General features: G+C 67.5%; 16 protein-coding genes and 4 pseudogenes. 11 read left to right on the top strand and 9 right to left on the bottom strand.

Features of this window, described 5'->3' with window-relative positions; all coding sequences use genetic code 11:
- The first annotated feature begins 395 nt into the window (after positions 1–395).
- The 3 genes from AC57BS_RS05525 to AC57BS_RS05515 all read left to right on the top strand — a co-directional run bounded on the left by AC57BS_RS05525 (position 396) and on the right by AC57BS_RS05515 (position 3,836).
- Complete coding sequence (locus tag AC57BS_RS05525; RefSeq protein WP_496410448.1) at positions 396–599, top strand: hypothetical protein; 204 nt, start codon at positions 396–398, stop codon at positions 597–599.
- Positions 571–2,289 carry a M14 family zinc carboxypeptidase gene (locus AC57BS_RS05520; RefSeq protein ID WP_496411248.1) on the top strand — a complete coding sequence of 573 codons (1,719 nt, stop codon included), beginning with the start codon at positions 571–573 and terminating at the stop codon, positions 2,287–2,289. The genes AC57BS_RS05525 and AC57BS_RS05520 overlap by 29 nt, the downstream gene beginning before the upstream one ends.
- Positions 2,290–3,212: 923 nt before the next feature.
- Positions 3,213–3,836 (top strand): hypothetical protein, encoded by a 624-nt coding sequence (locus AC57BS_RS05515; RefSeq protein WP_496410447.1) that lies wholly within the window; start codon positions 3,213–3,215, stop codon positions 3,834–3,836.
- Positions 3,837–4,589: 753 nt separating this feature from the next.
- Here AC57BS_RS05515 and AC57BS_RS05510 read toward each other — a convergent pair.
- A complete protein-coding gene (locus AC57BS_RS05510; protein WP_496410446.1) occupies positions 4,590–7,577 on the bottom strand; it encodes an ATP-binding protein in 2,988 nt (995 codons plus the stop codon).
- Between the two features lie 177 nt (positions 7,578–7,754).
- On the opposite strand from AC57BS_RS05510, the gene AC57BS_RS05505 reads away from it, so the two are divergent.
- Together AC57BS_RS05505 and AC57BS_RS05500 are read left to right on the top strand one after the other, a co-directional pair.
- The gene (locus AC57BS_RS05505; RefSeq protein WP_496410445.1) at positions 7,755–7,937 is read left to right on the top strand and encodes a hypothetical protein; all 183 of its coding nucleotides are present in this window, start codon (positions 7,755–7,757) and stop codon (positions 7,935–7,937) included.
- A gap of 444 nt (positions 7,938–8,381) precedes the next feature.
- Complete coding sequence (locus tag AC57BS_RS05500; RefSeq protein ID WP_496410444.1) at positions 8,382–8,840, top strand: cupin domain-containing protein; 459 nt, start codon at positions 8,382–8,384, stop codon at positions 8,838–8,840.
- Positions 8,841–8,940: 100 nt separating this feature from the next.
- On the opposite strand, the gene AC57BS_RS05495 is transcribed toward AC57BS_RS05500, so the two are convergent.
- Complete coding sequence (locus AC57BS_RS05495) at positions 8,941–9,303, bottom strand: DsrE family protein (protein ID WP_496410443.1); 363 nt, start codon at positions 9,301–9,303, stop codon at positions 8,941–8,943.
- A 453-nt stretch (positions 9,304–9,756) separates the two neighbouring features.
- Positions 9,757–9,909: pseudogene (locus tag AC57BS_RS05490) on the bottom strand (IS3 family transposase); the annotation flags it as partial.
- A gap of 438 nt (positions 9,910–10,347) precedes the next feature.
- On the opposite strand from AC57BS_RS05490, the pseudogene AC57BS_RS05485 reads away from it, so the two are divergent.
- Positions 10,348–10,890: pseudogene (locus tag AC57BS_RS05485) on the top strand (IS21 family transposase); the annotation flags it as partial.
- A 59-nt stretch (positions 10,891–10,949) separates the two neighbouring features.
- A pseudogene (gene istB, locus AC57BS_RS05480) lies at positions 10,950–11,664 on the top strand (IS21-like element helper ATPase IstB).
- A 6-nt stretch (positions 11,665–11,670) separates the two neighbouring features.
- On the opposite strand, the pseudogene AC57BS_RS05475 reads toward istB, so the two are convergent.
- Together AC57BS_RS05475 and AC57BS_RS05470 are read right to left on the bottom strand one after the other, a co-directional pair.
- Positions 11,671–12,288: pseudogene (locus AC57BS_RS05475) on the bottom strand (FAD-dependent oxidoreductase); the annotation flags it as partial.
- Positions 12,285–12,599: a thioredoxin family protein gene (locus AC57BS_RS05470; protein ID WP_496410442.1), complete on the bottom strand. Its 315-nt coding sequence runs from the start codon at positions 12,597–12,599 to the stop codon at positions 12,285–12,287. The gene AC57BS_RS05470 and the pseudogene AC57BS_RS05475, both read right to left, overlap by 4 nt.
- Positions 12,600–12,654: 55 nt before the next feature.
- Between AC57BS_RS05470 and AC57BS_RS05465 the strand changes: the two genes are divergently transcribed.
- On the top strand, positions 12,655–13,056 hold the full coding sequence (locus tag AC57BS_RS05465; RefSeq protein WP_496410441.1) for a heavy metal-responsive transcriptional regulator: 402 nt from the start codon (positions 12,655–12,657) through the stop codon (positions 13,054–13,056).
- Positions 13,057–13,535: 479 nt separating this feature from the next.
- Here the strand turns inward: AC57BS_RS05465 and AC57BS_RS05460 are convergent, their stop codons facing one another.
- A complete protein-coding gene (locus AC57BS_RS05460; protein WP_496410440.1) occupies positions 13,536–13,937 on the bottom strand; it encodes a hypothetical protein in 402 nt (133 codons plus the stop codon).
- Between the two features lie 160 nt (positions 13,938–14,097).
- Here AC57BS_RS05460 and AC57BS_RS05455 point away from each other — a divergent pair, with 160 nt between their 5' ends.
- The 3 genes from AC57BS_RS05455 to AC57BS_RS05445 all read left to right on the top strand — a co-directional run bounded on the left by AC57BS_RS05455 (position 14,098) and on the right by AC57BS_RS05445 (position 17,845).
- Entirely contained in the window at positions 14,098–16,086 is a 1,989-nt protein-coding gene (locus AC57BS_RS05455) for a sensor histidine kinase (protein ID WP_496410439.1), read from the top strand.
- On the top strand, positions 16,083–16,712 hold the full coding sequence (locus AC57BS_RS05450) for a response regulator (RefSeq protein ID WP_496410438.1): 630 nt from the start codon (positions 16,083–16,085) through the stop codon (positions 16,710–16,712). The genes AC57BS_RS05455 and AC57BS_RS05450 overlap by 4 nt, the downstream gene beginning before the upstream one ends.
- Before the next feature lie 584 nt (positions 16,713–17,296).
- Positions 17,297–17,845: a PAS domain S-box protein gene (locus AC57BS_RS05445; RefSeq protein WP_496410437.1), complete on the top strand. Its 549-nt coding sequence runs from the start codon at positions 17,297–17,299 to the stop codon at positions 17,843–17,845.
- A gap of 26 nt (positions 17,846–17,871) precedes the next feature.
- Here AC57BS_RS05445 and AC57BS_RS05440 read toward each other — a convergent pair whose 3' ends face one another.
- The 3 genes from AC57BS_RS05440 to AC57BS_RS05430 are packed head-to-tail and all read right to left on the bottom strand — an operon-like array spanning position 17,872 to position 19,541.
- Positions 17,872–18,738, bottom strand: coding sequence for a mechanosensitive ion channel family protein (locus tag AC57BS_RS05440; RefSeq protein ID WP_496410436.1), 867 nt, complete (start codon positions 18,736–18,738; stop codon positions 17,872–17,874).
- Entirely contained in the window at positions 18,735–19,250 is a 516-nt protein-coding gene (locus tag AC57BS_RS05435) for a hypothetical protein (protein WP_496410435.1), read from the bottom strand. The genes AC57BS_RS05440 and AC57BS_RS05435 overlap by 4 nt, the downstream gene beginning before the upstream one ends.
- 24 nt (positions 19,251–19,274) lie before the next feature.
- Positions 19,275–19,541 (bottom strand): GlsB/YeaQ/YmgE family stress response membrane protein, encoded by a 267-nt coding sequence (locus AC57BS_RS05430; RefSeq protein WP_496410434.1) that lies wholly within the window; start codon positions 19,539–19,541, stop codon positions 19,275–19,277.
- Positions 19,542–19,599: the final 58 nt, after the last annotated feature.

Here is a 19,599-nt window from a genome sequence, read left to right as displayed (position 1 = left end):
CGAGTGTTCCTAGGCGCCTCGGCCAATGCTCCAGACAGATGCTTCTCGTGGCCGACGACGCAGCCGGATGTCCACAGCAGCTTCGCACGCTGACAGGCGTGCGTCTGTCCCGGCGTGAGTCTTCCGCCTGCGACCGACGTCCGATCTGCCGATCAGCAGTTGCCCTTGAGCACCTTGTTGTCTCTACCCCGATACAGCTGGGCTTCGTGAGCGAGCCAGCGCATGCCACGCAGCGATCTCCCAGCCCGGGTGCATATCACCCTCACGGGGGGGTAAATGTTGCTACCCCCGGATTACGATCGTGTGGTCCATCTCACACGCAAGATTGCGAGCCGATGATGCCGACCACCTCCCCTGCCCGACCGCATCCGCGTGGCGGACTGTGCGCTGCTTTGGTGGCCACGCTGTTGCTGGTCGGGCTCCTGCCCTCCGCCGCCTCGACCACCGCGTCGGCGGCGCAGCCGCGCACCAGCGACAATCTAGCTCCCGAAAAGTTCCATAGTTATCAGGAGATGCTCCGCAAGCTCGAAGGGATCGAGGCGCGCAGCGGGGGCAGGATGAGGCTGGAAACTGCCGGCACGTCCAACCGGGGACCGTGAGATCCCACTCGCCATCATCGGGGACGGCGACCGACGGGTCCTCTACATGGCTCAGCAGCACGGCAACGAGGCGCTGGGTGCCGAGTCGGCGATCGCCGCGATCAAGACCTTGTCGACCAGCAACAACTCAGCGATCACCAGCATCCTCGACGAGCTGACGGTCCTGGTGTTGCCGCGGGTCAACCCCGACGGAACCCAGCGCTACTGGCGCCAGAACGTCGATCCCGAGTGCGACCCCGACGTTCCCGACTGCACCCCCGGCAGGGGCTTCGACGTCAACCGGTGGCACAGCCCGTTCGTCGAGACCGCCGACGTCCCTGTCCCTGAGGCAAGGGCGGTGCGCAAGGTCTTCGCGCGCTGGCGGCCGGAGCTGGTGGTCGACTACCACGGACAGCTGAGCTACCAGACCGAGGGCGGCGACGCCATCACGGCGTCCGTGGACTGGCCACAATTCACGTCTGGCGTCGAGCTCACCCCGGAGCGGGCTGCCGCGATCACGTACTCCAAGCAGGTCAGCGCGCTGGCGGCGCGCAGCCTGAGTCACGCCACCGGAATCGTCACGCGCTTCCCGCCGGGCACCACGATCAGCACGGCACGCAACGCCTACGGCTACCGCGGCGCCGCCAGCGTGCTGGTGGAGCAGGACGTTTCCGGTGACCAGAAGGCCGCCGGGGTGTTGATCAAGGCCGCCCACATCGCGATGCTCGACATCCTCTCGGCGGTCAGCGACGGCTCGGTGTTCGACATCGACGTGGCCGAGGCCGAGGCCCTCCCGCCGCGGGGTCCGGCCACCACCGACCCGAATCCCACGCGGCCGCCGAGGTGTCCAGTCCCGGGCAAGACCGGAACCGGTGTCGTCTCGAGCGTGGACACTGCGTTCTACGACTACGTCGTGGACTACGAGGACGAGCGTCTCCTGGCACGGGGATCAGAGCGGTACGTGGTCCCGACGCAGGACGAGGCCTGCGACTTCGGTGCCGCCATGCGGCTCCTGCGTGACGACAAGCCCAAGGCCGCGGCGGCCCTGGTCGACGACTACGGCTACGACGTGGTGGAACTGACCGACCCCCACACCGACCGGCGGCTGCTCCTGCTGGCCGAGCGGCTCGATGGTTCGAGGGTGGCCCGCGGGTGGGGCCTCTACGCCGTCGACCCCGGCTCCGACTCGGATGTCGTGGTCGAGGCGGCGTACGCCGGCTCGGCCACATTCAGCGAGCGCCTCGCCGCGACGGCCTTCGACGAACTGGGGGCCAAGGCGTTCTTGATGAACGGCGCCCACCGGGAGACGAACCGGGCCGACGCAGTCACCTACGAGCCGGCGAATGTGACCACGGCCAAGGTGAGCGCCTTCCGGGCCGTGCATGCGGCGACCGTCGACCGGGGCGATCGTGTGCTGGAGATCCTCGGCGCCGGTGGCGGTGTGCGCGACGTCGCCGTGACCTCACAGGTGGTCCCGCCGACGGACTTCGCCGTCAACTTGTCGGCGAGCCTGCGGGAGAGTGGCTACGAGGTCTGCCTGTTCGGCCAGGACGGGTGTGACAGCCTCGGCTCCACCGGCAACCGGCAGGGCCTGGACACGCGGGCTTTGAGGGCCGATTGGGTCGCCCTCTACCCCTCCTTCGAGATCCGGAGGCTGCTGTCCAGGCGAGCTGACTTTGTCAAGGCGCTGCGGGTGGCTCTGGAGCGCTAGGAACAACTTCCCATGCCAGCGCGCTGGCTCGACCGACCGCTAACCCTGCCGGGAGCCCGAACGGCCCGTCATCCAGCCGTTGACTCAGAGGTGGTCCGTCCCAAGGACGTGGCGGTGGCGCCGACCGAGTAAGGATCGAGCCTGCGAGGCATGACGTCAACAAGCACAACCACCCATCCCGTCGTGGGGTCTGCCGCACGGACTGCGACAGGTCGCCTGGGTGCCAGCCGTCCATCAACCTCACCCGCACACGCCAGCATCGGGAGGGTGCACTCCCCCGCTCAAAGCGCCCCTATAGAAGTCGCCCGCAAACATCTAAAAGGGAGTGTGCAAGCGGCGTTCACAGCTAACGCTGCGACATGGGGATGACTCAAGCTATTCCGCGTGCCGCCACTCTCCCGCGGGGGTCGCTACGCCACCAGCAGACCACCGGAGTAGCCCGTTGCGCCCAAATAGCGGCACCCGTCAGTTCTCTCACGACTCCCGCTGGGAGTGTCCCAGGATTGATCGCCGTCGGCCGCCCACATGCAGCTGGCCTCCTCTATAGGTGGCGTCAGCGGGAGTCTGCCTGAGTAAGGCCACTCGTGTAGCCGAGGCCGACTCGGTTGACGAGATCCGCCGGGCCGGCGCCAATGTGGCGTCTCGCCACCGTCGAGCCGCCCCACCCGGCACACGGTGGACGACTGGTTCACCGGCGAGAAAGTCCCCGCCCAAAGGTTCAATGCGGGCTCGACCCCTCGAGGTCGCGCCACCGAGACATGACGCGACCCCGAGTCAGCACAGTGGATGCGGGCAACTGGTCCCGACCCGCTACGGCCGATCGCGCTCCAGCGTCTCTTCAGCGTCTGTTCAGGGGGCGGCTGAAGGCTGCTAGTGGCTCCAAAAGGTGGACGCCACATCAATCGAACCGAAGGAGAGCAACCATGAACCTCACACACCGAACCCAAAGCTTCATCCCCGTCGCCAAACGCCTGCTCGGCAACTCGGTGTTGCACCTGGCCGCCCGATCCTGCCTTCGTGTGGCCGGCGCGCTCGGCAGCGTCTTGGCCGTCGTCGGCGTGCTCCTGGCGACTGCGCCTCCCTCCTCGGCGCACTACTGGCAGAACTACGGCCGCCCGGGCACCGTCCAGCTGAAGACGGTAGAGGGGTATGCCGGGTGGCTCGGCTCAGCGATCCGGGTCCCGGGCCGCTACGTCTATCGCTCGCCGGCCACGACGGGACAGCAGCACGTCGTCTTGATGGCGAACATCTACAGCTACAGCCGGTACACGAACGGGTGGACCCCAGAGCAGAGCCTGTACCGCACCGCCACCATTCCCGCTGGAGCCAGCCGAGTGTGGATCCCTGACATCAGCTTCGAGCCGTACGGCGCGAACGACTACACCGTCGACATCACGGTCGGTTGGAGCAGCGTCGCCACCGGAACGGTACTGGGCAACACGTTGATCGACGAGCGCCACGTTGGCGACTACGCGTGCATGGTTCAAAGTCTCGAATGCCGCGACGGCAGGCTGATCGGAGGGCGGGGGGCCATCTGGATCTTCTGAGCGCAGCATCTGAGCACAGTGGAGCTCGTCACGCCACCGAAGGCAGGCAGTCCCGTCCCACCCGGGGCGGCTGTCTCCTCTCGTGGATGCGCGAGACGGCGTGGGTCCTCGGATTCGGGCCGGACCCAGTTCCCGACGAGCTGCGGCCGGTTGACGTGCAGTCGAGGTCAGCGCCGGGCTCTGATCAGCGATGCCCTGGCTGCTGATCTGCGGTGCGTGTACGGCGTCGTGGGCGCGTACGTCTTGGACGTTCTTCAGCCGGATGGTCGTCGGGTGGCAGGTATCGAGTCGCTGCGCACCGACCTCGCACTCAAGGCCCTCGACATGGGCCTGTGGACGCAGCAGCGAGCCGCCAAGACGTCACAGGCCTCACCCGCGACTCGGATTGGGCGTTCAGTATCGAGCAATTCGATACACCGAACGGCTCGCCGAGGCCGAGGCCGTCGCGTCGGTTGGGTGCCGGGGCGATTTCTATGACAACGCGATGGCCGAGGCACTGAACTCACTGTTCAAGGCCGAGTGCATCCGCTACCCGGTCATGCGGCGCAAGGGCGGCTGAAAGTCAGTGGCCGATGTCGAGATCGCCGTCGCCGAGTACGTCGACTGGCTCACCACAGACGCCTGCACGGCGAGATCGGGCTCGTCCCGCCCGTTGAGTTCGAGGCCAGCCACTGGGCCAAGAACGTCGTCACCGCCTACGTTGAAAGACCTGTCCCGTCGAGCTGTACCTGCACGGAGTCAGCCTCCGGGCAGCTACACAACCAGACGTCGAACTTCCTCGGCCCCCAAGCGCAGTATCGCCAGAGCGCCATCTGCAGTGCGCACGTTGGTGCCGATTGCGAGCGGGGACACATCCACACCGGCTTCGTCGAGCTCGGCACGGAGATCCGCTGCCAGGCGGGCAGCAAACGAGAAGACCGTCCACGGCTCGCGCTCGCGGGCCATCTCGTACGCCGCGTAGAGCCGGCCGGCCACCACCGGGTCCCGGCCTGCGATCACGTGGCCGACTCGCAGAAGATCCTCACCGGCCCATGCGCGAGACCCGATCCTGAGGTGCCCGTCCAGCGCTTGAGCAAGCGCCGACAACCCAGCGGAGGGATCTCGCAGGCTGGCCAAGGCCACCCCGAGTTGGGACAACAGGTCGATCCGACCGCGCTCTGGCGCCGCCAGCGACGTGCCCGCGGCCCCTCCTAAGGCGTCGTGGAAGAACTGGAGTCCTTGGGTGGCGTAGTTGCGACACTCCTGCGTATCCCGAGCGAGCAGAGCTGCCTCGGCGAGATTGTTGTAGGCGTCCAAGGCGAAGAAGACGGCCTCATGATCCAACGCGAGTCGCAGAGCGCGCCGCAGGTGTTTGCGTTCTTCGTCTGCTGATCCGTGAGACCCGTACGCGGCGCCCACCATCAGCATGCCGCTGATGACCGCGCCCAGGTCATCGGACGGATCAACCGCGCGGCGGTCGAGCTCGACGGCGAGCGCCTCGAGATCGACAGCCGAGTCCCCCAGTAACGCCCGGGAGGCACACTCCTGGGCGTTCGCAGCCAGCGCCCGGACAGGATCGGCGAGCCTCTCCGCCAGTTCGCGGGCCTCGGCAGCCGACTGACGGACGCGTTCAGCGGGCAGGTCCTCGTTGAGGTTCCAGCACAAAAAGATGTCGATCCTCTGCTCACCGGTGATGGCATCGCTTTCCAGCAGGACGGTGAGCCAGTCGCGGAGCTCGGAGACAGGCCCTAACTGATCCCAGACGCTGTAGGTGGACAGCACAAGGTCCGCTGCCACCTCGTGCGTGCCGATGTCGAGGGAGAACCGGATGGCCGCTCGGATGTTGGCCCGTTCGGGAACGACGGCCCACCACTCCTCAGGACGTTGGGGACTCTGCATCCCCGGAAGTGCGGGTCCAGAGAGCGTCCTGTAGTAGTCCGCGTGACGGCTGCGCACCAGACGAGCCGTGTCCGAGTCGCATGTCTCCGTGAGGTAGTCGCGCGTAGTCCGTAGCAGCTCGTATCGCGTGGTGCTGTGCATCGTCATCGTCCGCCTGAGAAGGCTGCTGTGAAGTAGGGCGCTGAGTGCGGCCTCGCACTCTGACGCGCGGAGCTCAGAGACGGCGGCGGCAGCGGGCAGGGTGAACCCGCCCTCGAACACAAAGAGAGACTGCAGAAGAGCACGGGTCTCGGCCTCGAGCTGGTCGATGCTCCATGCCAAGTTCATCTCCAGGCTCCGATGCCGGGGCGGGACTCCGCGAACGCGGGCGCTCAGATGGCTGGCCGACGTCATCAACTCGGCTCGCAAGGCTGCCAGGCCGAACAACGACGCTCGGGCGGCTGCGAACTCCAGCGCCAGAGGCAGCCCGTCGCATCGCGAGCAAATGTCCGTGAGGACGTCCGCGTCGTGGCATTCTTCGAGGAGGCTCGGGTCGGCAGCCCGAATGCGGTCCACGAACAACTCGACGGCTGGTCCGTGTCCATTCTCGCCCGCCACGGCGAGCGGGTTGATCGGGAAGCAACGCTCACCAGGGAGGTCTAACGACGCACGGCTGGTGACGAGCATCCGCAGGCCCGGCAGGTCTGTGAGCAACTCACCGAGCTCGGGGGCCGCGTCAAGGATGTGCTCGGCGTTGTCGCACACCATCAGCAGGTCGGCATCGTGCATCGCAGCTCGCAGGCTGAACGACGGATCCGTGCCCGCGTCGATGCCAAGTGCTGCGCAGATCGTGGGCAAGACGTCCTGTGGCAACTGGGCTTCAGCCAAATGCACGAAAACCGCGCCGTGCCGGAATGCTGGTGAGGCGACGTGTGCCACCTCCACCGCCAAGCGGGTCTTGCCTACCCCTCCCGCCCCAGTGATCGTGACTAGGCGGTCTCGCACCGACGCGGTCAAGGCGTGCACAAGGGAATCCACCTCTTGGTGGCGTCCGCGGGTCTCGCCCAACAGGTGCGGAGGTCGTGCGCGACTGACCATCCGGTGGATGAAGGTGTCTTCCGCTCGGGCTGTCGGAGACAGAACCTGGGGCTCTTCCTGGTTCAGCACCGCCATGTACGCCGCCCGCAAACCTGGGCCTGGGTCCACACCGAGGTCGTCGCGTAGGTGATCGCGCGCCCTTTGGTAGGTGGCGAGCGCTTCCTCCTGTCGACCGGACAACCCGAGCGCCCGAACCTGAAGGGCCCAAAACGGTTCACGCTCGGCGAACTGCCGCAAGAGCACATCCAATTCGGTTACCGCCTCGCGTTCGCGTCCCGTACACAGATCGAGTTCGAGACGTTGTTCCAACGCAAGCAGCCGTCGCTCTTCCCACTGGCCCCTCGCCATCTGCGCAAAGGGGAAGTCCTCCAAACCTGAGAGGGCCGACCCGCGCCACAACTCCAATGCTTGCCCGAGCTCGTGATGAGCGTGTCCTGGTGACGGCTCACGCAAAGCGGCAGCCCTGGCAAGATGCCCGTCGAACAACGCTGTGTCGATGACCACATGTTCGCCGAGGACGTAGCCGCGGTCGGCTGTGACCACAGCCTTCGGTTCCAAGGCCCGCCGAAGGGCGGAGACGCTGCCTTGCAGAGAGTTGACCGCCGTCCTAGGCGGACGTTCGCCCCACAGCATGTCGATCAACCGATCTCTGTTGACGACGTGAGGGGCCTCCAAACCGAGGGCGGCAAGCGTGGCCATCACCCGGCGCCCCGACACTTCCGCCGGCCGACCATCGCAAGTCGCACCTACCGGGCCTAGCAAATGAAGATAGATCTGCCGCGTCATCCACGCATCCTTCGATTCGAGAAACACCTCTCGCGAACCCGAGACGACGATCGGACATCCACCTTCCCACGCGGTTGACGCCATCGCCACCCGCGCGTGATTGGCCAGGCACACGCAGGCCCTTCGGCAATTGGCGATCGGCAACAGTCGGGTTTGCTGGAGATCGTCACTCTGACGGTGCTGACCTCCCTCATGCTGCTCCTCGAGTTCGGGCCGCTGCGGCTGGTCGATCTGGGCGCACCCGCCCTCGTGTGCGGGCCGCACTGGGCGGGCCTCATGGCGAGCCTCGGCTTCGGTGGACTGCTTGCCGCCGGCTCTCCCTCGACAGACGCAGCACCCTCGGCGGCGTCGTTGCCCTGATGATCCTGGCCAGCCTCGCCCTGATGATCAGCACCAACCTCGTCGTCGTGACGGTCACGCAGGTCGTGCTGGCGGCGCTCATCGTGGTCGCCGGCATCGACGTCAGCCGCCGGAGGGTCTGCCGCACGGACTGCGACAGGTCGCCTGGGTGCCAGCCGTCGATCAACCTCACCCGCACACGCCAGCATCGGGAGGGTGCACTCCCCCGCTCAAAGCGCCCCTATAGAAGTCGCCCGCCAACATCGCAAAGGGAGTGTGCAAGTCTCCGCGCGGAACGTGTTGTTGCCGAGGCTAGCCGCGGTCCCTCACCCTCGCTTGCTGACGCTCCGTCCTGGCGCGCTGGTCACCCCGCCGGCGTAGCCCCTTACGCCCACAATGACGCAGGCCGGGCTGGCGGATCTCGAGTTCGATGGCGCTCGGGGTGCCGCCGCAGGATGATGAGCCATGACCTCCGCTTTCCTGCTGTATCCGGGCGAGGGGCGCCAGGTGAGCGCGCTCGGCTCGACCTACACCACCAAGACCGACGGAACTCATGTGGCCGGGGCCTTCTCGCTGACCGAGGAGACCTTCTGGGGCGACACCACGCCGCTGCACAGGCATGTGGGTGCCGAGGAAGCCTTCTACGTGCTGGCCGGTGAGGTCGAGGTCTGGACTGCTGGCACCACCAGCGCTGCCGGGCCTGGATCCTTCATCGTCGTGCCACGAGGCGTTCCTCATGGACTTCGACGGCTGTCGGTCGCTCCGGTGCAGATGTTGACTCTCATCGCCCCACCTGGCTTCGAGAGACTCTTCGATGCCGTGGTGGCCGAGGGGGAGGACGAGCTCCTTGCCGATCCCGAGCGTTTTGCATTGCTTGCCGCGCAGTACGGCACCGAGGTGCTGGGCGACTACCCGTCTGGCTGACACGGACGGACTGAGTGCGTCTGACCCGGAGCTCGGCTCCGTTCCTGCCGGCGCAGATGGCGGCAGGACGAACCAGGAGCAGGAGCCGTCAGGACGAGCTCTAGTAGGTGAAGCTCCGGTCTGCCTCGAAGGCGAGCTGCACCAGGCGAGTGGGCATCGCGAGCTCCGCCGGTTTCCCCATGAGGTCGTCCTCGGTCACCCCACGCGCCTTGCTGGACATGCCGGACACGTAGAAGCGCCCACCTCCGCTTGCGACCGCGTCAAAGGACTCGCGCAAGGACCCCGTCCCGAGTCCGGTCAGGGAGTCGAGGACCGCATCGCGGATCAGTTGGACGGCGTCACCGGCGAGGAACACGCTCACGTCATGACCCTCGTCGATACCTGCCCTGGCCACCAGCAAGCCGAGCGCGGCACGGGTCGGCGCCTCGGGGCCGGAGGTGATGTGAACCAGCAGCTTGCCCATGGACGTGGCCTTCCGGAGTCGGTACGCCCACTGTGCCGGGGAACGCGCTGGCGAGCAACGCCTTGGCGTCGCTTCGTCCCCTGCCGGCGTGGAGTGTCCGACTCCGAAGACGCGTCTATCAGCCGCCTGCCGAGGAGGTCCGGATCGGCCGATGAGCGGACAGGGGTTGCGCTGATGACGCCAACGGCATTCAACTCTTCGCGCTACTAGCGGATCGGCACCGCAGGCAGGATGCTCGAGTGAGCACATCACGGATGATCCGGGCCGGAGAAGGCGAGATCCTTGGTGCTCCACTGGGGTGCCGCGACCGCTTCCTGGTGGACTCAAGAGACTGGGGCGGGAATCTAGGGGTGGTCGAACACTTGCTTGCGCCGCACTCAATCGCCGCCCCAATGCATCGCCACACCAAGGAAGACGAGTTGGGACTGCTGCACGAACTGGTGACAGGGTTGGTTAGGCCGCTTGGGTCGCGGCCGGCTTCATGATCAGCTCGTATTCGACCGGGGTCAAACGTCCGAGCGCGGCTTGGCGACGGCGCCGGTGGTAGGTCTTCTCGATCCAGGTCACGATGGCGATCCGCAGCTCCTCGCGCGTCGACCATGTTCGTNGCCATCTTGAGGCGGGCACGAGGGGTCAATGCGGCGTTGGCATGGGTAGCGTGGGACATGAAGGCCTCCTTCGGTGGCGGAGCGGTTCATAGACAGCTCCACTCCACACCGGGGAGGCCTTCACCCATCACAGGTCAAACCGTGTCGTCGCAGGATCTCGACCAACGTGCCTGGGCATCACAGCTAGGTAGACACCCACCTGGACGACTAGACGGTATGGCGTAGCCGTCTCATCGTGAGCGGTTGCGGGCCGGGGCCTCACTCACAAGATTCGTGGGTTACCGAGCAGGGGCCGCCTGCTCGGCCTATCCGACAATTGTGGGAGGCCCCGGTGTTTACCGAGCGTACGAGTGTTGGGCTCGACGTGCACGCACGATCTGTCGCTGCTGCGGCGATCGATGGCGTCACGGGCGAGTTGTTCCAGATCAAGCTGACCCGCTACTCGGTCCCGAACCGGCTGATCGGGACCACGGTCACGGTGCTGGTCGATGAGCGCGACCGCGTCCTGCGGGTGATCGAACCGGTCGCCGGCGAGATCCACGCCGAACACGCCCTCGTCGCGCCAGGCGAGGTCAGCATCGACGACGGCCACTACGACCGGCCACGCCCCACCACCCCGCGTCGGGGAGCACGCGCCAGGACGCCGGTGGAGCGGGAGTTCCTCGCGTTGGGACCGGTCGCCGAGCAGTTCCTGACCGGTGCCGGGGCAGCCGGGGTCACCAAGCTGGGCACCGAGATCGCCGAGATCCTCACTCTGGGCGCCGCGCACGGCACCGAGCCGCTGCTCGCAGCCTTGGAACGGGCCGTGGCGTTCGGCCGCTGGCGTGCTGATGACCTCAGGTCGATCCTGGCCACCGGCGGGCACGCACCCCGCCCGACCGCGGCAGGTCAGGCGCTGGTACTGACCCTTCCCACGGTGCCCACCAGGTCGCTGGACGCCTACCGGATCGACACCACGGATGGGGGTGAGGTGTCGTGACCGCCACGACTCCGCCGCCGCTGCCCGCGGACCTCAACGAGGGTCTGAAACGGTTGAAGATGGCCGCAATGCGGCGGCTGGCTCCCGAGCTGCTGGTGACCGCGAAGACCCAGCGGTGGAACCCCGAGGAGTTCCTCCGCACCCTCGTCGAGGCCGAAATCACCTCCCGTGACGAGTCCAACGTCCGCACCCGGATGCGACAGGCGGCGTTCCCCGTCGCCAAGCGGCTCGAGGAGTTCGACGTCACGGCGTCCTCGATCCCGCCCGCCGCATTCGACTACCTCGCATCCCCGGAGTGGATCCGGGCCAGAGAACGTCTGCCTGATCGGGCCCGCCGGCACCGGGAAGTCCCACACCCTCATCGCACTCGGATCGCCGCCGGTCGAGGCCGGTCACCGGGTCCGGTACTTCACCGCCGCCGAACTGGTCGAGACCCTCTACCGCGGGCTGGCCGACAACTCAGTGGGTCGTCTCATCGAGACCCTGCTGCGCAACGACGTCGTGCTCGTCGACGAGCTCGGGTTTGCGCCCTTGGACGACACCGGCGCACAGCTGCTGTTCAGGTTCGTCGCGGCCGCCTACGAACGCAGGTCGCTGGGGATCGCGTCGCACTGGCCCTTCGAGTCCTGGGGGCGGTTCCTGCCAGAGCACACCACCGCAGTCAGCATGCTCGACCGGCTCCTGCACCACTGCCACACCGTCGTCACCGACGGCGACTCTTACCGAATGAAGCAGGCCCGAGCGAAGGGAGGAACCCGACTCAAGACCAGCTGAACCTCCGGGATCGAACCCCTTAAGGGGACGGGGTCCGCGGTCGATGATAGTCGGGCTACTGCCCGCACGCGCCGAGATGTGGGCGAACTCGAAGGAGATGAAGCCGCCACCGACGAACAAGATCCGCTGCGGGAGCACCTTCAGATCCAAGAAGTCGGTGCTGTCGATGAGGTGCTCGTGCCCGGGAAGTCCCGGCGGCCGGGGACGCGCCCCGGTCGCGATCAGGAAATGCCTTGCCCCGTAGGCAACGCCTCCGATCTCGAGGCTGGTCTTGCCGGTGAACCGGGCAGCGCCGTGGAGGGTGTCGATGCTGGCCCCGGCGAGGCTTTCCTCCATGCTGCGGGACCGGGTCGGTGAAGCCGTGCTTGTGCTTCATCAGGTCGGCCCAGTTGATCGATAGGCCTCGTCGTCGATGCCCTTGCCACGCATCAGCCTGGCGCTGTCGATGATCTCGGCACCACGGCGCAGGATCTTCTTCGGGTCACACCCCCGCAATGCACACGTTCCGCCATACGGCAGCGCGTCAACGATCGCGACCTTCCAGCCCTGCGACGCGCACTTGTGGGCCGCGGAGGCACCGGATGTGCCGGCACCAATCACGATCAAGTCGTAGTTCTCGGTCATCGCGCGGTGCCGCTTCCCACGGCGAGCACCGCTCGCAGCTGTTCCATCGTGGGGGCGCCCGCGAGGCCTTCCGGTGTGCGGTAGACCCGGCACGACAACCCAACCCCGTCATCTGGCTGAGCGAAAACGTCGATGCCGTCGATCAGGATGCTCGGTGAGCCGCGGAACCCCACCCGCTCGGCATCCTCCAGCGTCTCGACCAAGCGACGCGAGACCATCAACTCAGGGTGCTCTGCGGCGATGACAGCAAGGCGCTCATCGGCGATTTTCCAGTTCGGGCAGTCGTCGAAGTACAACAAGTCAATGTCCATGCCAGCGACCGTAAACCTTGATCCACAGTGCAAGGTCAAGGCCTACGATGGATAGATGTTGATCGGAGAGCTCGCCGCCGCGGCCGACCTACCCAGCCAGACCATCAGGTTTTACGAACGCAAAGGCCTCCTACCCCTACCCGAGCGCGGTTCCAACGGCTATCGCAACTACGACGAATCCACGCTCACCCGGCTGCGCTTCGTTCAGACCGCACAGACAGCAGGCCTCACCCTGGCCGAGATCGGCAGCATCATCGATCTCCGCGACGACGGCAACGCCCCCTGCGCCCATGTGACGACACTGATCCACAGCAAACTCGCCGACGTGCGCGCACGGATCAAGAACCTCACCGTGCTCGAAGCAGAACTCGAAGGCGTCATCGCCCGCAGCCACCACCTCGATCCCACCGACTGCACCGACACCGACATCTGCAACATCCTCTCGACGCCCATGTAGCCCCAGCTCAACGGACTCCGTGCGCCATCCGCGATCGAGATCAACCAGCGCGTTTTCAGGGACTTCTTGCCGACCTGGTCCCAGCGCAGGCGTAGACAGCTCAAATCTCACCTGCCGGGGTGCAGAGCGCCAACAATGTGTCGGGAAGCGACAACGACTCGCCAGAGGCCCTCCATGCGCCAATACCCCGCCCAAAACTTCCTGAGCGCACGAGACCCAAGTCAATCGGACAGGCAATGGGTAGCCTACCGGCGCCCGACCAGCCACCGCGATCTAGGACGTCCGACATCCTGGGGAGTGGGCTCATTCCTCAGAGCTCGCTCTTCGCCGGACTGGCGGTGATCCCCCCCCGGATCACCGCCAGACGCTTAGGCGCTGAAGGTGGCCACCACTTGACCTCAGCCTATGAGCAGGCGAAGAGGGCCTGGCGAGATCAGCGAAGTGACACCGTGAGCAGCACGGCGTCGCCCCTGGCTGCCTCAGGCGGTGGCGTCGGTCCAGCCGCGCACGCGTCGGCTGGAGACCAGCAGGAGTAGGGCGATGTCGAGGGCGCCGAAGACGATCGCTTCCGTCTCCTGCCACCAGATCAGCTTTGCCAGCGTGAAGAGGATGCCGAACGTGGCGTAGGCGATCACCCCTTGTCGGCCACGCTCGCTGCCGCGAGCGAGGGCCGATGCGGCCACGACGCCCAGAGCCGAGATCGTTGCGAATCCGACGGCGAACAGCACCGTCCACACGGAGGGAGTCGGCGCCTGGGCCCAGAACAACGAGAAGTAGATTGCTCCGCCAGTCGTGACCGCGGCGATCGCGAGGGTCAGCAGGAGGGCTGCGACTGCGGCCGTGGGACGAGTCCCCTGGCGTTCGGCGAGTGAGGTGGTCATGGGAGCTCCTGGGTAAGGTCGGGATCTGTCGGCACCAGCCTGGGACGCATGAGGCGGCGGCGCCTGAGGCACCGCTCCCGTTTCCGCCGGGTCGGCGTGGCCCGGGCATCCGGGACTTCTGGTCCCATGACAGGTTCGGCCGGGTCCGTCACCATGAGTCATGCCCACCCGCCCCGCCGTCGCCGCCGGCGTGACCGTCGCCAGCGTTGCGGTCGCCTTGACGGCGCTGGTGCACGAGCGCAACGTCGCCTCGCCCTTGGCGTCCGGAGTGACGGACTGGTGGCTGACCGGCGTCGTGATGGGCGTCGTCTACACGCTGACCGGAGGGTGGATCCTCTGGCGCCGGCCCGACCTGACGATAGGGACGCTGCTCATGGCCATCGGCCTCGCCGCCGGCGTCGGCATGCTTGCACTCGAGTACGGCGTCCGCTCCCTGGAGGCCGGCGGCCTCCCAGGTGGTGGCTTCTCGCTGTGGGTGGGCAACTGGGTGTGGGCGGTGGCGATGGTGGCCGTGGTCGCGGTCGTGCCCCACATGCTCCCTGAGGGCAGGGTTCCCGAGGGACGCAGAAGGCTGGTGGCGGCAGCGGGGGTGGTCGCCACCTTTGCCATGGCCTTGGCCTGGATGACGACGCCGTACGACGACATCTCGGCCGGCATCGCCTCCCGAGCGAGGAACCCGCTGGCCGTCGAGGGCGACGTTCTGGCCGATGTCCTCTTCGCCACCGTCCTCGCCGGCACGGTCCTCTCGGTGGCATCGGTAGTGCTGCGGTGGCGCCGGAGCCAGGGGGAGACCCGTCAGCAGCTCAAATGGGTCCTGGTCGGTGTGGTGGGCAGCCTCCTGCTCTTCGCCGCCGGATTCGCGGGCGGGCCGGTCGTCACAGCATCGGCGATGATCCCGCTTCCCGCCGCGATCCTGTTGGCCGTTCTCCGTCTCGGGTTGTGGGACGTCGACATGGTGATCTCGCGGGGCCTCATCTGGCTGGCCGTCCTCGCGACGCTCGTACTGGTCTACGTGGCGGTCCTGTTAGCCGTCACGCTGGCGGTCCCCGGGGCCGGCGACGACCTGTGGCCGGGGGTGCTGGCAGCGGCGGTGACCGTGGCGCTGTCACCGCCGGTGCACGCCGTCTATCGCCGGGAGGTCAACCTCCGCGTGCACGGCGTCGAGGACGACCCCGCCAGTGACCTGGCCGAGCTAGGACGTCGTCTCGAGGACCGACCGTTGGGCGGCCAATCGGCCGAGATGTTGCTCGGGGAAGCGATCTCCTCACTGTCCGCCCGGCTCGGTGCCGAGGGGGTGTGGCTGCGGCTGGCGGACGGCGGCCACGTCGGCGACGGGCCGGGCGAGGGAGGTGGGCACGCCGTTCTCCTCGAGCACGCAGGCCGGGAGGTCGGATCTCTGGGGCTGCCGACCGCACTGGCCGAGCTGGGCCGCCATCGCCGGCGTCATGTCGCGCGGCTGCTTCCCGGCCTGGCCGTGGTCGCGCACGGTGCGCTGCTGGAGCGGATGCTGTCCCGCGCGACAGGGGAGCTGGTTGGCGCCAGGGAGGAGGAGCGGCGCGAACTTCACCGCGAGCTGCACGACGGCCTCGGCCCCGCGTTGGCGGCCATGGCACTGAAGGCGGAGGTGGCCCGGGACCTGGTCGCCGCCGACCCCGCCCGCGCCGCGGCAATCCTCAACGACATGGTCCCCCAGCTCGCGGGTACGGTCGCCGAGGTGCGCTCGGTGGTGCTGGGTCTGCGTCCGTCGACGCTCGTCGAGCTGGGGTTGGAGGGGGCGCTCGCCGAGCTGGTCGAGGGATTCAGCACCCCGGACCAGCGGGTGACGCTGCTGTGCACCCCGGATGCGCTCCGGGGGCTGAGCGCCTCGACCGAGGTAGCGACGTACCGGATCGTGGCCGAGGCGCTGACCAACGCCCACCGTCACGCCCGGGCATCGGTCGTCAAGGTCGAGGCGCGGCGCGTGGGCGACGCGGTCGAGGTCAGCGTCACCGACGACGGGACCGGCATCGCCCCGCGTGGCGGCACCGGGATCGGATTGGCGTCGATGTCCGGCCGCGCCGCCGACGTGGGCGGCCGGTTGGTGGTCGGCCCGGTGCCCGGTGGGCCGGGGACCCGGGTGTCCGCGCTGCTGCCAGGAGCGGCCGGATGAGGGTGCTCCTGGTCGACGACCACCCGCTCTACCGCGAGGGACTGGCCATGGCGCTGAGCACGATGGCCGGCGTCGAGGTGGTCGGGCAGGCGGTGGACGGTGAGTGCGCAGTCGACCTGTCCCGCACCCTCCAGCCCGATGTGGTCGTGATGGACCTGCACCTGCCTGGCATGTCGGGTGTGGAGGCGACGCGCCGTATCGTCGCTGAACACCCGGCGACCGGGGTCCTGGTCCTGACGATGCTGGAGGGTGATGACTCGCTCTTCGCCGCGATGCGGGCGGGGGCGCGGGGCTACTTGCTCAAGGGCGCCGACCGAGCAGAGATCGAACGAGCCGTGCGCATGGTGGACTCCGGCGAAGTGGCGTTCAGTCCGGCGATTGCCCGCAGCGTCATAGCTTGGTTCCGCACCGGAGGTGCGGCTCCCTTCCCAGAGTTGACCGATCGCGAGCGCGAGGTCCTCGACCTTGTTGCGCGGGGTCTGACCAACGCCGAGGTGGCGGGTCGCCTGGTGGTGAGCGATAAGACGGTCCGCAACCATGTCTCCAACGTGTTCGCCAAGCTGCACGTCTCGACCCGGGCCGCAGCGGTGGCTCGGGCACGCGACGCCGGGCTTGGCGGACAATGAGAACTCCTGGCAGCGGCGCAGGTTCATTCCCGCTCTCATCGCCACGACCGCAAGAACCCAGACCCCGAGCGATCCCGGGAATCTGACCCGTGCCGCTCAACTTCTCCCGGCTGGACACTGGAGCCGGATCGATTGCGGGACAGCCCAAACCGATAGCGGATCCCGTTGTGGCACGCTCCGCGTGCCGATCCCCTACGGGACACCTACTCGGAAGCCGACTCTCTTTCCCTGGCAGTCCACCTTTCTCCGGTGCCTGTTCCCATGCGGAACGATGGCAACTGGCTTCCGCAACTGCCAGGACGTCGCCCAGGATCGGCCGATGCTAGTTCGCACTCACCTGACGGGTGGCCGGCCCGACCCGCCATTGGGAACAGACTGCCCCTGATGTAACGCGATCACAGCTTCGCGCTACCGGTAGCTCTTGCGGGTGGCCGGTTGGCGTCATAGGTCTGCGCGTAGGACGGGTTGTCCGTTGCTGTCCCAGACGGTGAAACTGGTGGCGTCATCTCGTAGGACCGATGAGTTCATGTTGCAGTGGATCTCGACGCCGGTGACTCCGATGAACTCTCCGGCGGGATATTCACGTGTTCCTCAGCCCACCAACCCAGCCGGAGATCGACGAGATGCGCGAGTGGATGTGCTCAGAAGTGGCCCGCCAGGCCGGCGGTGCCATGACTGCCAGACCATGGTTGGCGCGAACCGATGTCACAGCGACTCTGGCTGACCGTGCCGCTCTAACCGCCGCCTACGCAGATCTCGCTGCGGTGCCCGAGTCCCTCTTGGCCACCGACGAGCCCAGCATCATCGTCGCGGCCTCCGATGCGGCCCGGGACCTGTTGGGCTACCGGCGTGCCGACGAGCTCCTGGGGCGGCGAGTCCTTGTCGTGGTGCCGGCCCGCTTCCATCAGGCGCACATCGCGGGCACTACCCTGCACGCCACCAACGGACGCGACAATCTCCTCGGAGTGCCTGTGATCGTGCCGATGGTCCGCGCCGACGGCTCCGAGGTGCAGGTGCAGCTGATCGTGCGGCCCACGCTCCTCCCCAACGCCCAGCGAGTCTTCGTGGCCACGTTCCAACGCTGTGAAGACGAGCAATCGACGGCCGCTGGCCCGCAACGGTGCGTTCGTTGACGAGCAGCTCAGGCTTGCCGACGCAGTCAGGGGTCGGGATCCGATTGCGTCGACTGTGTGGTGGGTGATGACTTCAGGACGACTGCCGGTTCGTCCAGGGCAACTCCCAGTGCGGCGAGCTCCTCGAGCGTACGGCTGATGGCGTGGTGGATGGTCGCCGTGGTCTCGGAGCGCAGTGCGAGCGACCAGAGCCGCATCTCGACCTCGACGGCGCCCTCGTGGACCGAGGTGATCACGACGTCGGGGGCGGGTGCGGTGGCGGGGGTCAGCTCCTGCAGGAGCTCGCGGAGCCGGGGCAGGAGGGCGCCGAGGTCCACGTCCGCAGGGAAGCTCAGCGCGAAGGCGACCCGGGTGTAGGGGTAGTGCGTGCGCACCTCGAGAGGGCTGGTGTAGACCTGCGCGTTGGGGATGAGGACGAGCTGTCCGTCGTAGGTGCGCAGCAACGTCTCGCGAACGGTGACGCCCTCGACCGTGCCCTCGGCGTCTCCCACCTTGATCTGGTCGCCGGACTTGAAGGGGTCGCGCAGGAGGAGCAGCACGCCGGCCAGCAGGTTCTCGAGGACGTTCTTGAAGGCGAACCCGACAGCGACGGACAGGATGCCGAGGCTGGCGAGCACGTCGGCGACCCTGACCGAGGGGAAGGCGAGGGTGAGGGCCAGAAGGACTGCCACGATGACGACGCTGAGGCGGTAGAGCGCGGTGAACACGCGCGTACGGCTCGGGCGCCCCGTCCGGCGGAGATGTCGTCGTACGAGCGGTTGGAACGCGCGTCCGACCAGGATCACGACAACGGCGACGAGCACGGCCGCCGCCGTCTGCACCAGCAGCTCTCGTCCGCGCTCGGCGATGTCGTCGAAGACCTGTGGCATGGCCAGGGCGGCCGAGGTGATCACGTGTCCTCGCGATCGAGCCGGGCGAGCTCGCGGAACGCGCCGAGGTCGTCGACCGCGCTGTGGAACCGGCGCCGGTAGAGGCCCAGCCGCTCCTGCGGCAGCTCCGAGCTGATGCGCAGCACCAGTGCGCCTCGGCGTACGACGTGCTCTCCCGAGGCGTCCGCGAGAGCCGCCTCCCGGTCCTTCGCCGTGCTGCGGCGCCGGAAGATCTCGAGCTTCGCACCGCACGTCACCGGTCGGGCACGCTCGGAGCACGGCAGCAGCGGATCGTGGAACCGCACGGCACGGCGATAGCCGCCAGGTCGCCCCGGTGCCGCCGTGCTCGTGTCGTCCGCCGAAGGAATGGGCTCGCTGGTGGGCGGCCGGTCGAGGCCCGCGTAGAGCTGGAGCCCGACGACCTCGCCGAGCACCTTGCGCGGTGAGGTCTCGGCGGGCCGGAGCGCGTAGCCGAGCGTCGCCACGAGGGCCATCGCCACCAGTCCGGTGGCGATGGCCCTCGCACGCTCACTCACGGGTTCGCACCAGAGGGGACCGAGTCAGGCGTGGCTCCTGCTCGTGTTCTTGCCCGCGACGCCCTCGGCGACACCGATGAGCAGCACGGCAGCCACCACGGCCAGGATGAAGCCGAGGATGTTGAGCTCCCAGATGCTGCCGCTGCCGAGAAGCCAGGCGATGGTGCCGCCGATCAGCGACCCGACGAGGCCCAGTCCGAGGGTGGCGAGCAGTCCGAGGTTCTGCTTTCCGGGCTTGATGAGGCGCGCGAGCGCGCCGATGATGAGGCCAGCTACGAGGAATCCGATCATGGTGTGCCCCTACCCCTTTTCGCGGCTCGGTATGCGCCGGACGCGTCCGTCGACGGCG

The sequence above is a fragment of the Nocardioides sp. BGA-UO-ETr-FS32 genome (assembly GCF_059567905.1).
The sequence above is the reverse complement of the archived record's forward strand: the minus strand, read 5'-3'. Positions and strand labels throughout refer to the sequence as shown.

Excerpts from the sequence above, each read along its gene's own strand:
- AC57BS_RS05450 (WP_496410438.1), top strand. The coding sequence starts at position 16,083 with ATGAGGGTGCTCCTGGTCGACGACCACCCGCTCTACCGCGAGGGACTG.
- AC57BS_RS05455 (WP_496410439.1), top strand. The coding sequence starts at position 14,098 with ATGCCCACCCGCCCCGCCGTCGCCGCCGGCGTGACCGTCGCCAGCGTT.
- AC57BS_RS05500 (WP_496410444.1), top strand. The coding sequence starts at position 8,382 with ATGACCTCCGCTTTCCTGCTGTATCCGGGCGAGGGGCGCCAGGTGAGC.
- AC57BS_RS05510 (WP_496410446.1), bottom strand. The coding sequence starts at position 7,577 with ATGACGCGGCAGATCTATCTTCATTTGCTAGGCCCGGTAGGTGCGACT.
- AC57BS_RS05430 (WP_496410434.1), bottom strand. The coding sequence starts at position 19,541 with ATGATCGGATTCCTCGTAGCTGGCCTCATCATCGGCGCGCTCGCGCGC.
- AC57BS_RS05465 (WP_496410441.1), top strand. The coding sequence starts at position 12,655 with ATGTTGATCGGAGAGCTCGCCGCCGCGGCCGACCTACCCAGCCAGACC.
- AC57BS_RS05460 (WP_496410440.1), bottom strand. The coding sequence starts at position 13,937 with ATGACCACCTCACTCGCCGAACGCCAGGGGACTCGTCCCACGGCCGCA.
- AC57BS_RS05495 (WP_496410443.1), bottom strand. The coding sequence starts at position 9,303 with ATGGGCAAGCTGCTGGTTCACATCACCTCCGGCCCCGAGGCGCCGACC.
- AC57BS_RS05470 (WP_496410442.1), bottom strand. The coding sequence starts at position 12,599 with ATGGACATTGACTTGTTGTACTTCGACGACTGCCCGAACTGGAAAATC.
- AC57BS_RS05515 (WP_496410447.1), top strand. The coding sequence starts at position 3,213 with ATGAACCTCACACACCGAACCCAAAGCTTCATCCCCGTCGCCAAACGC.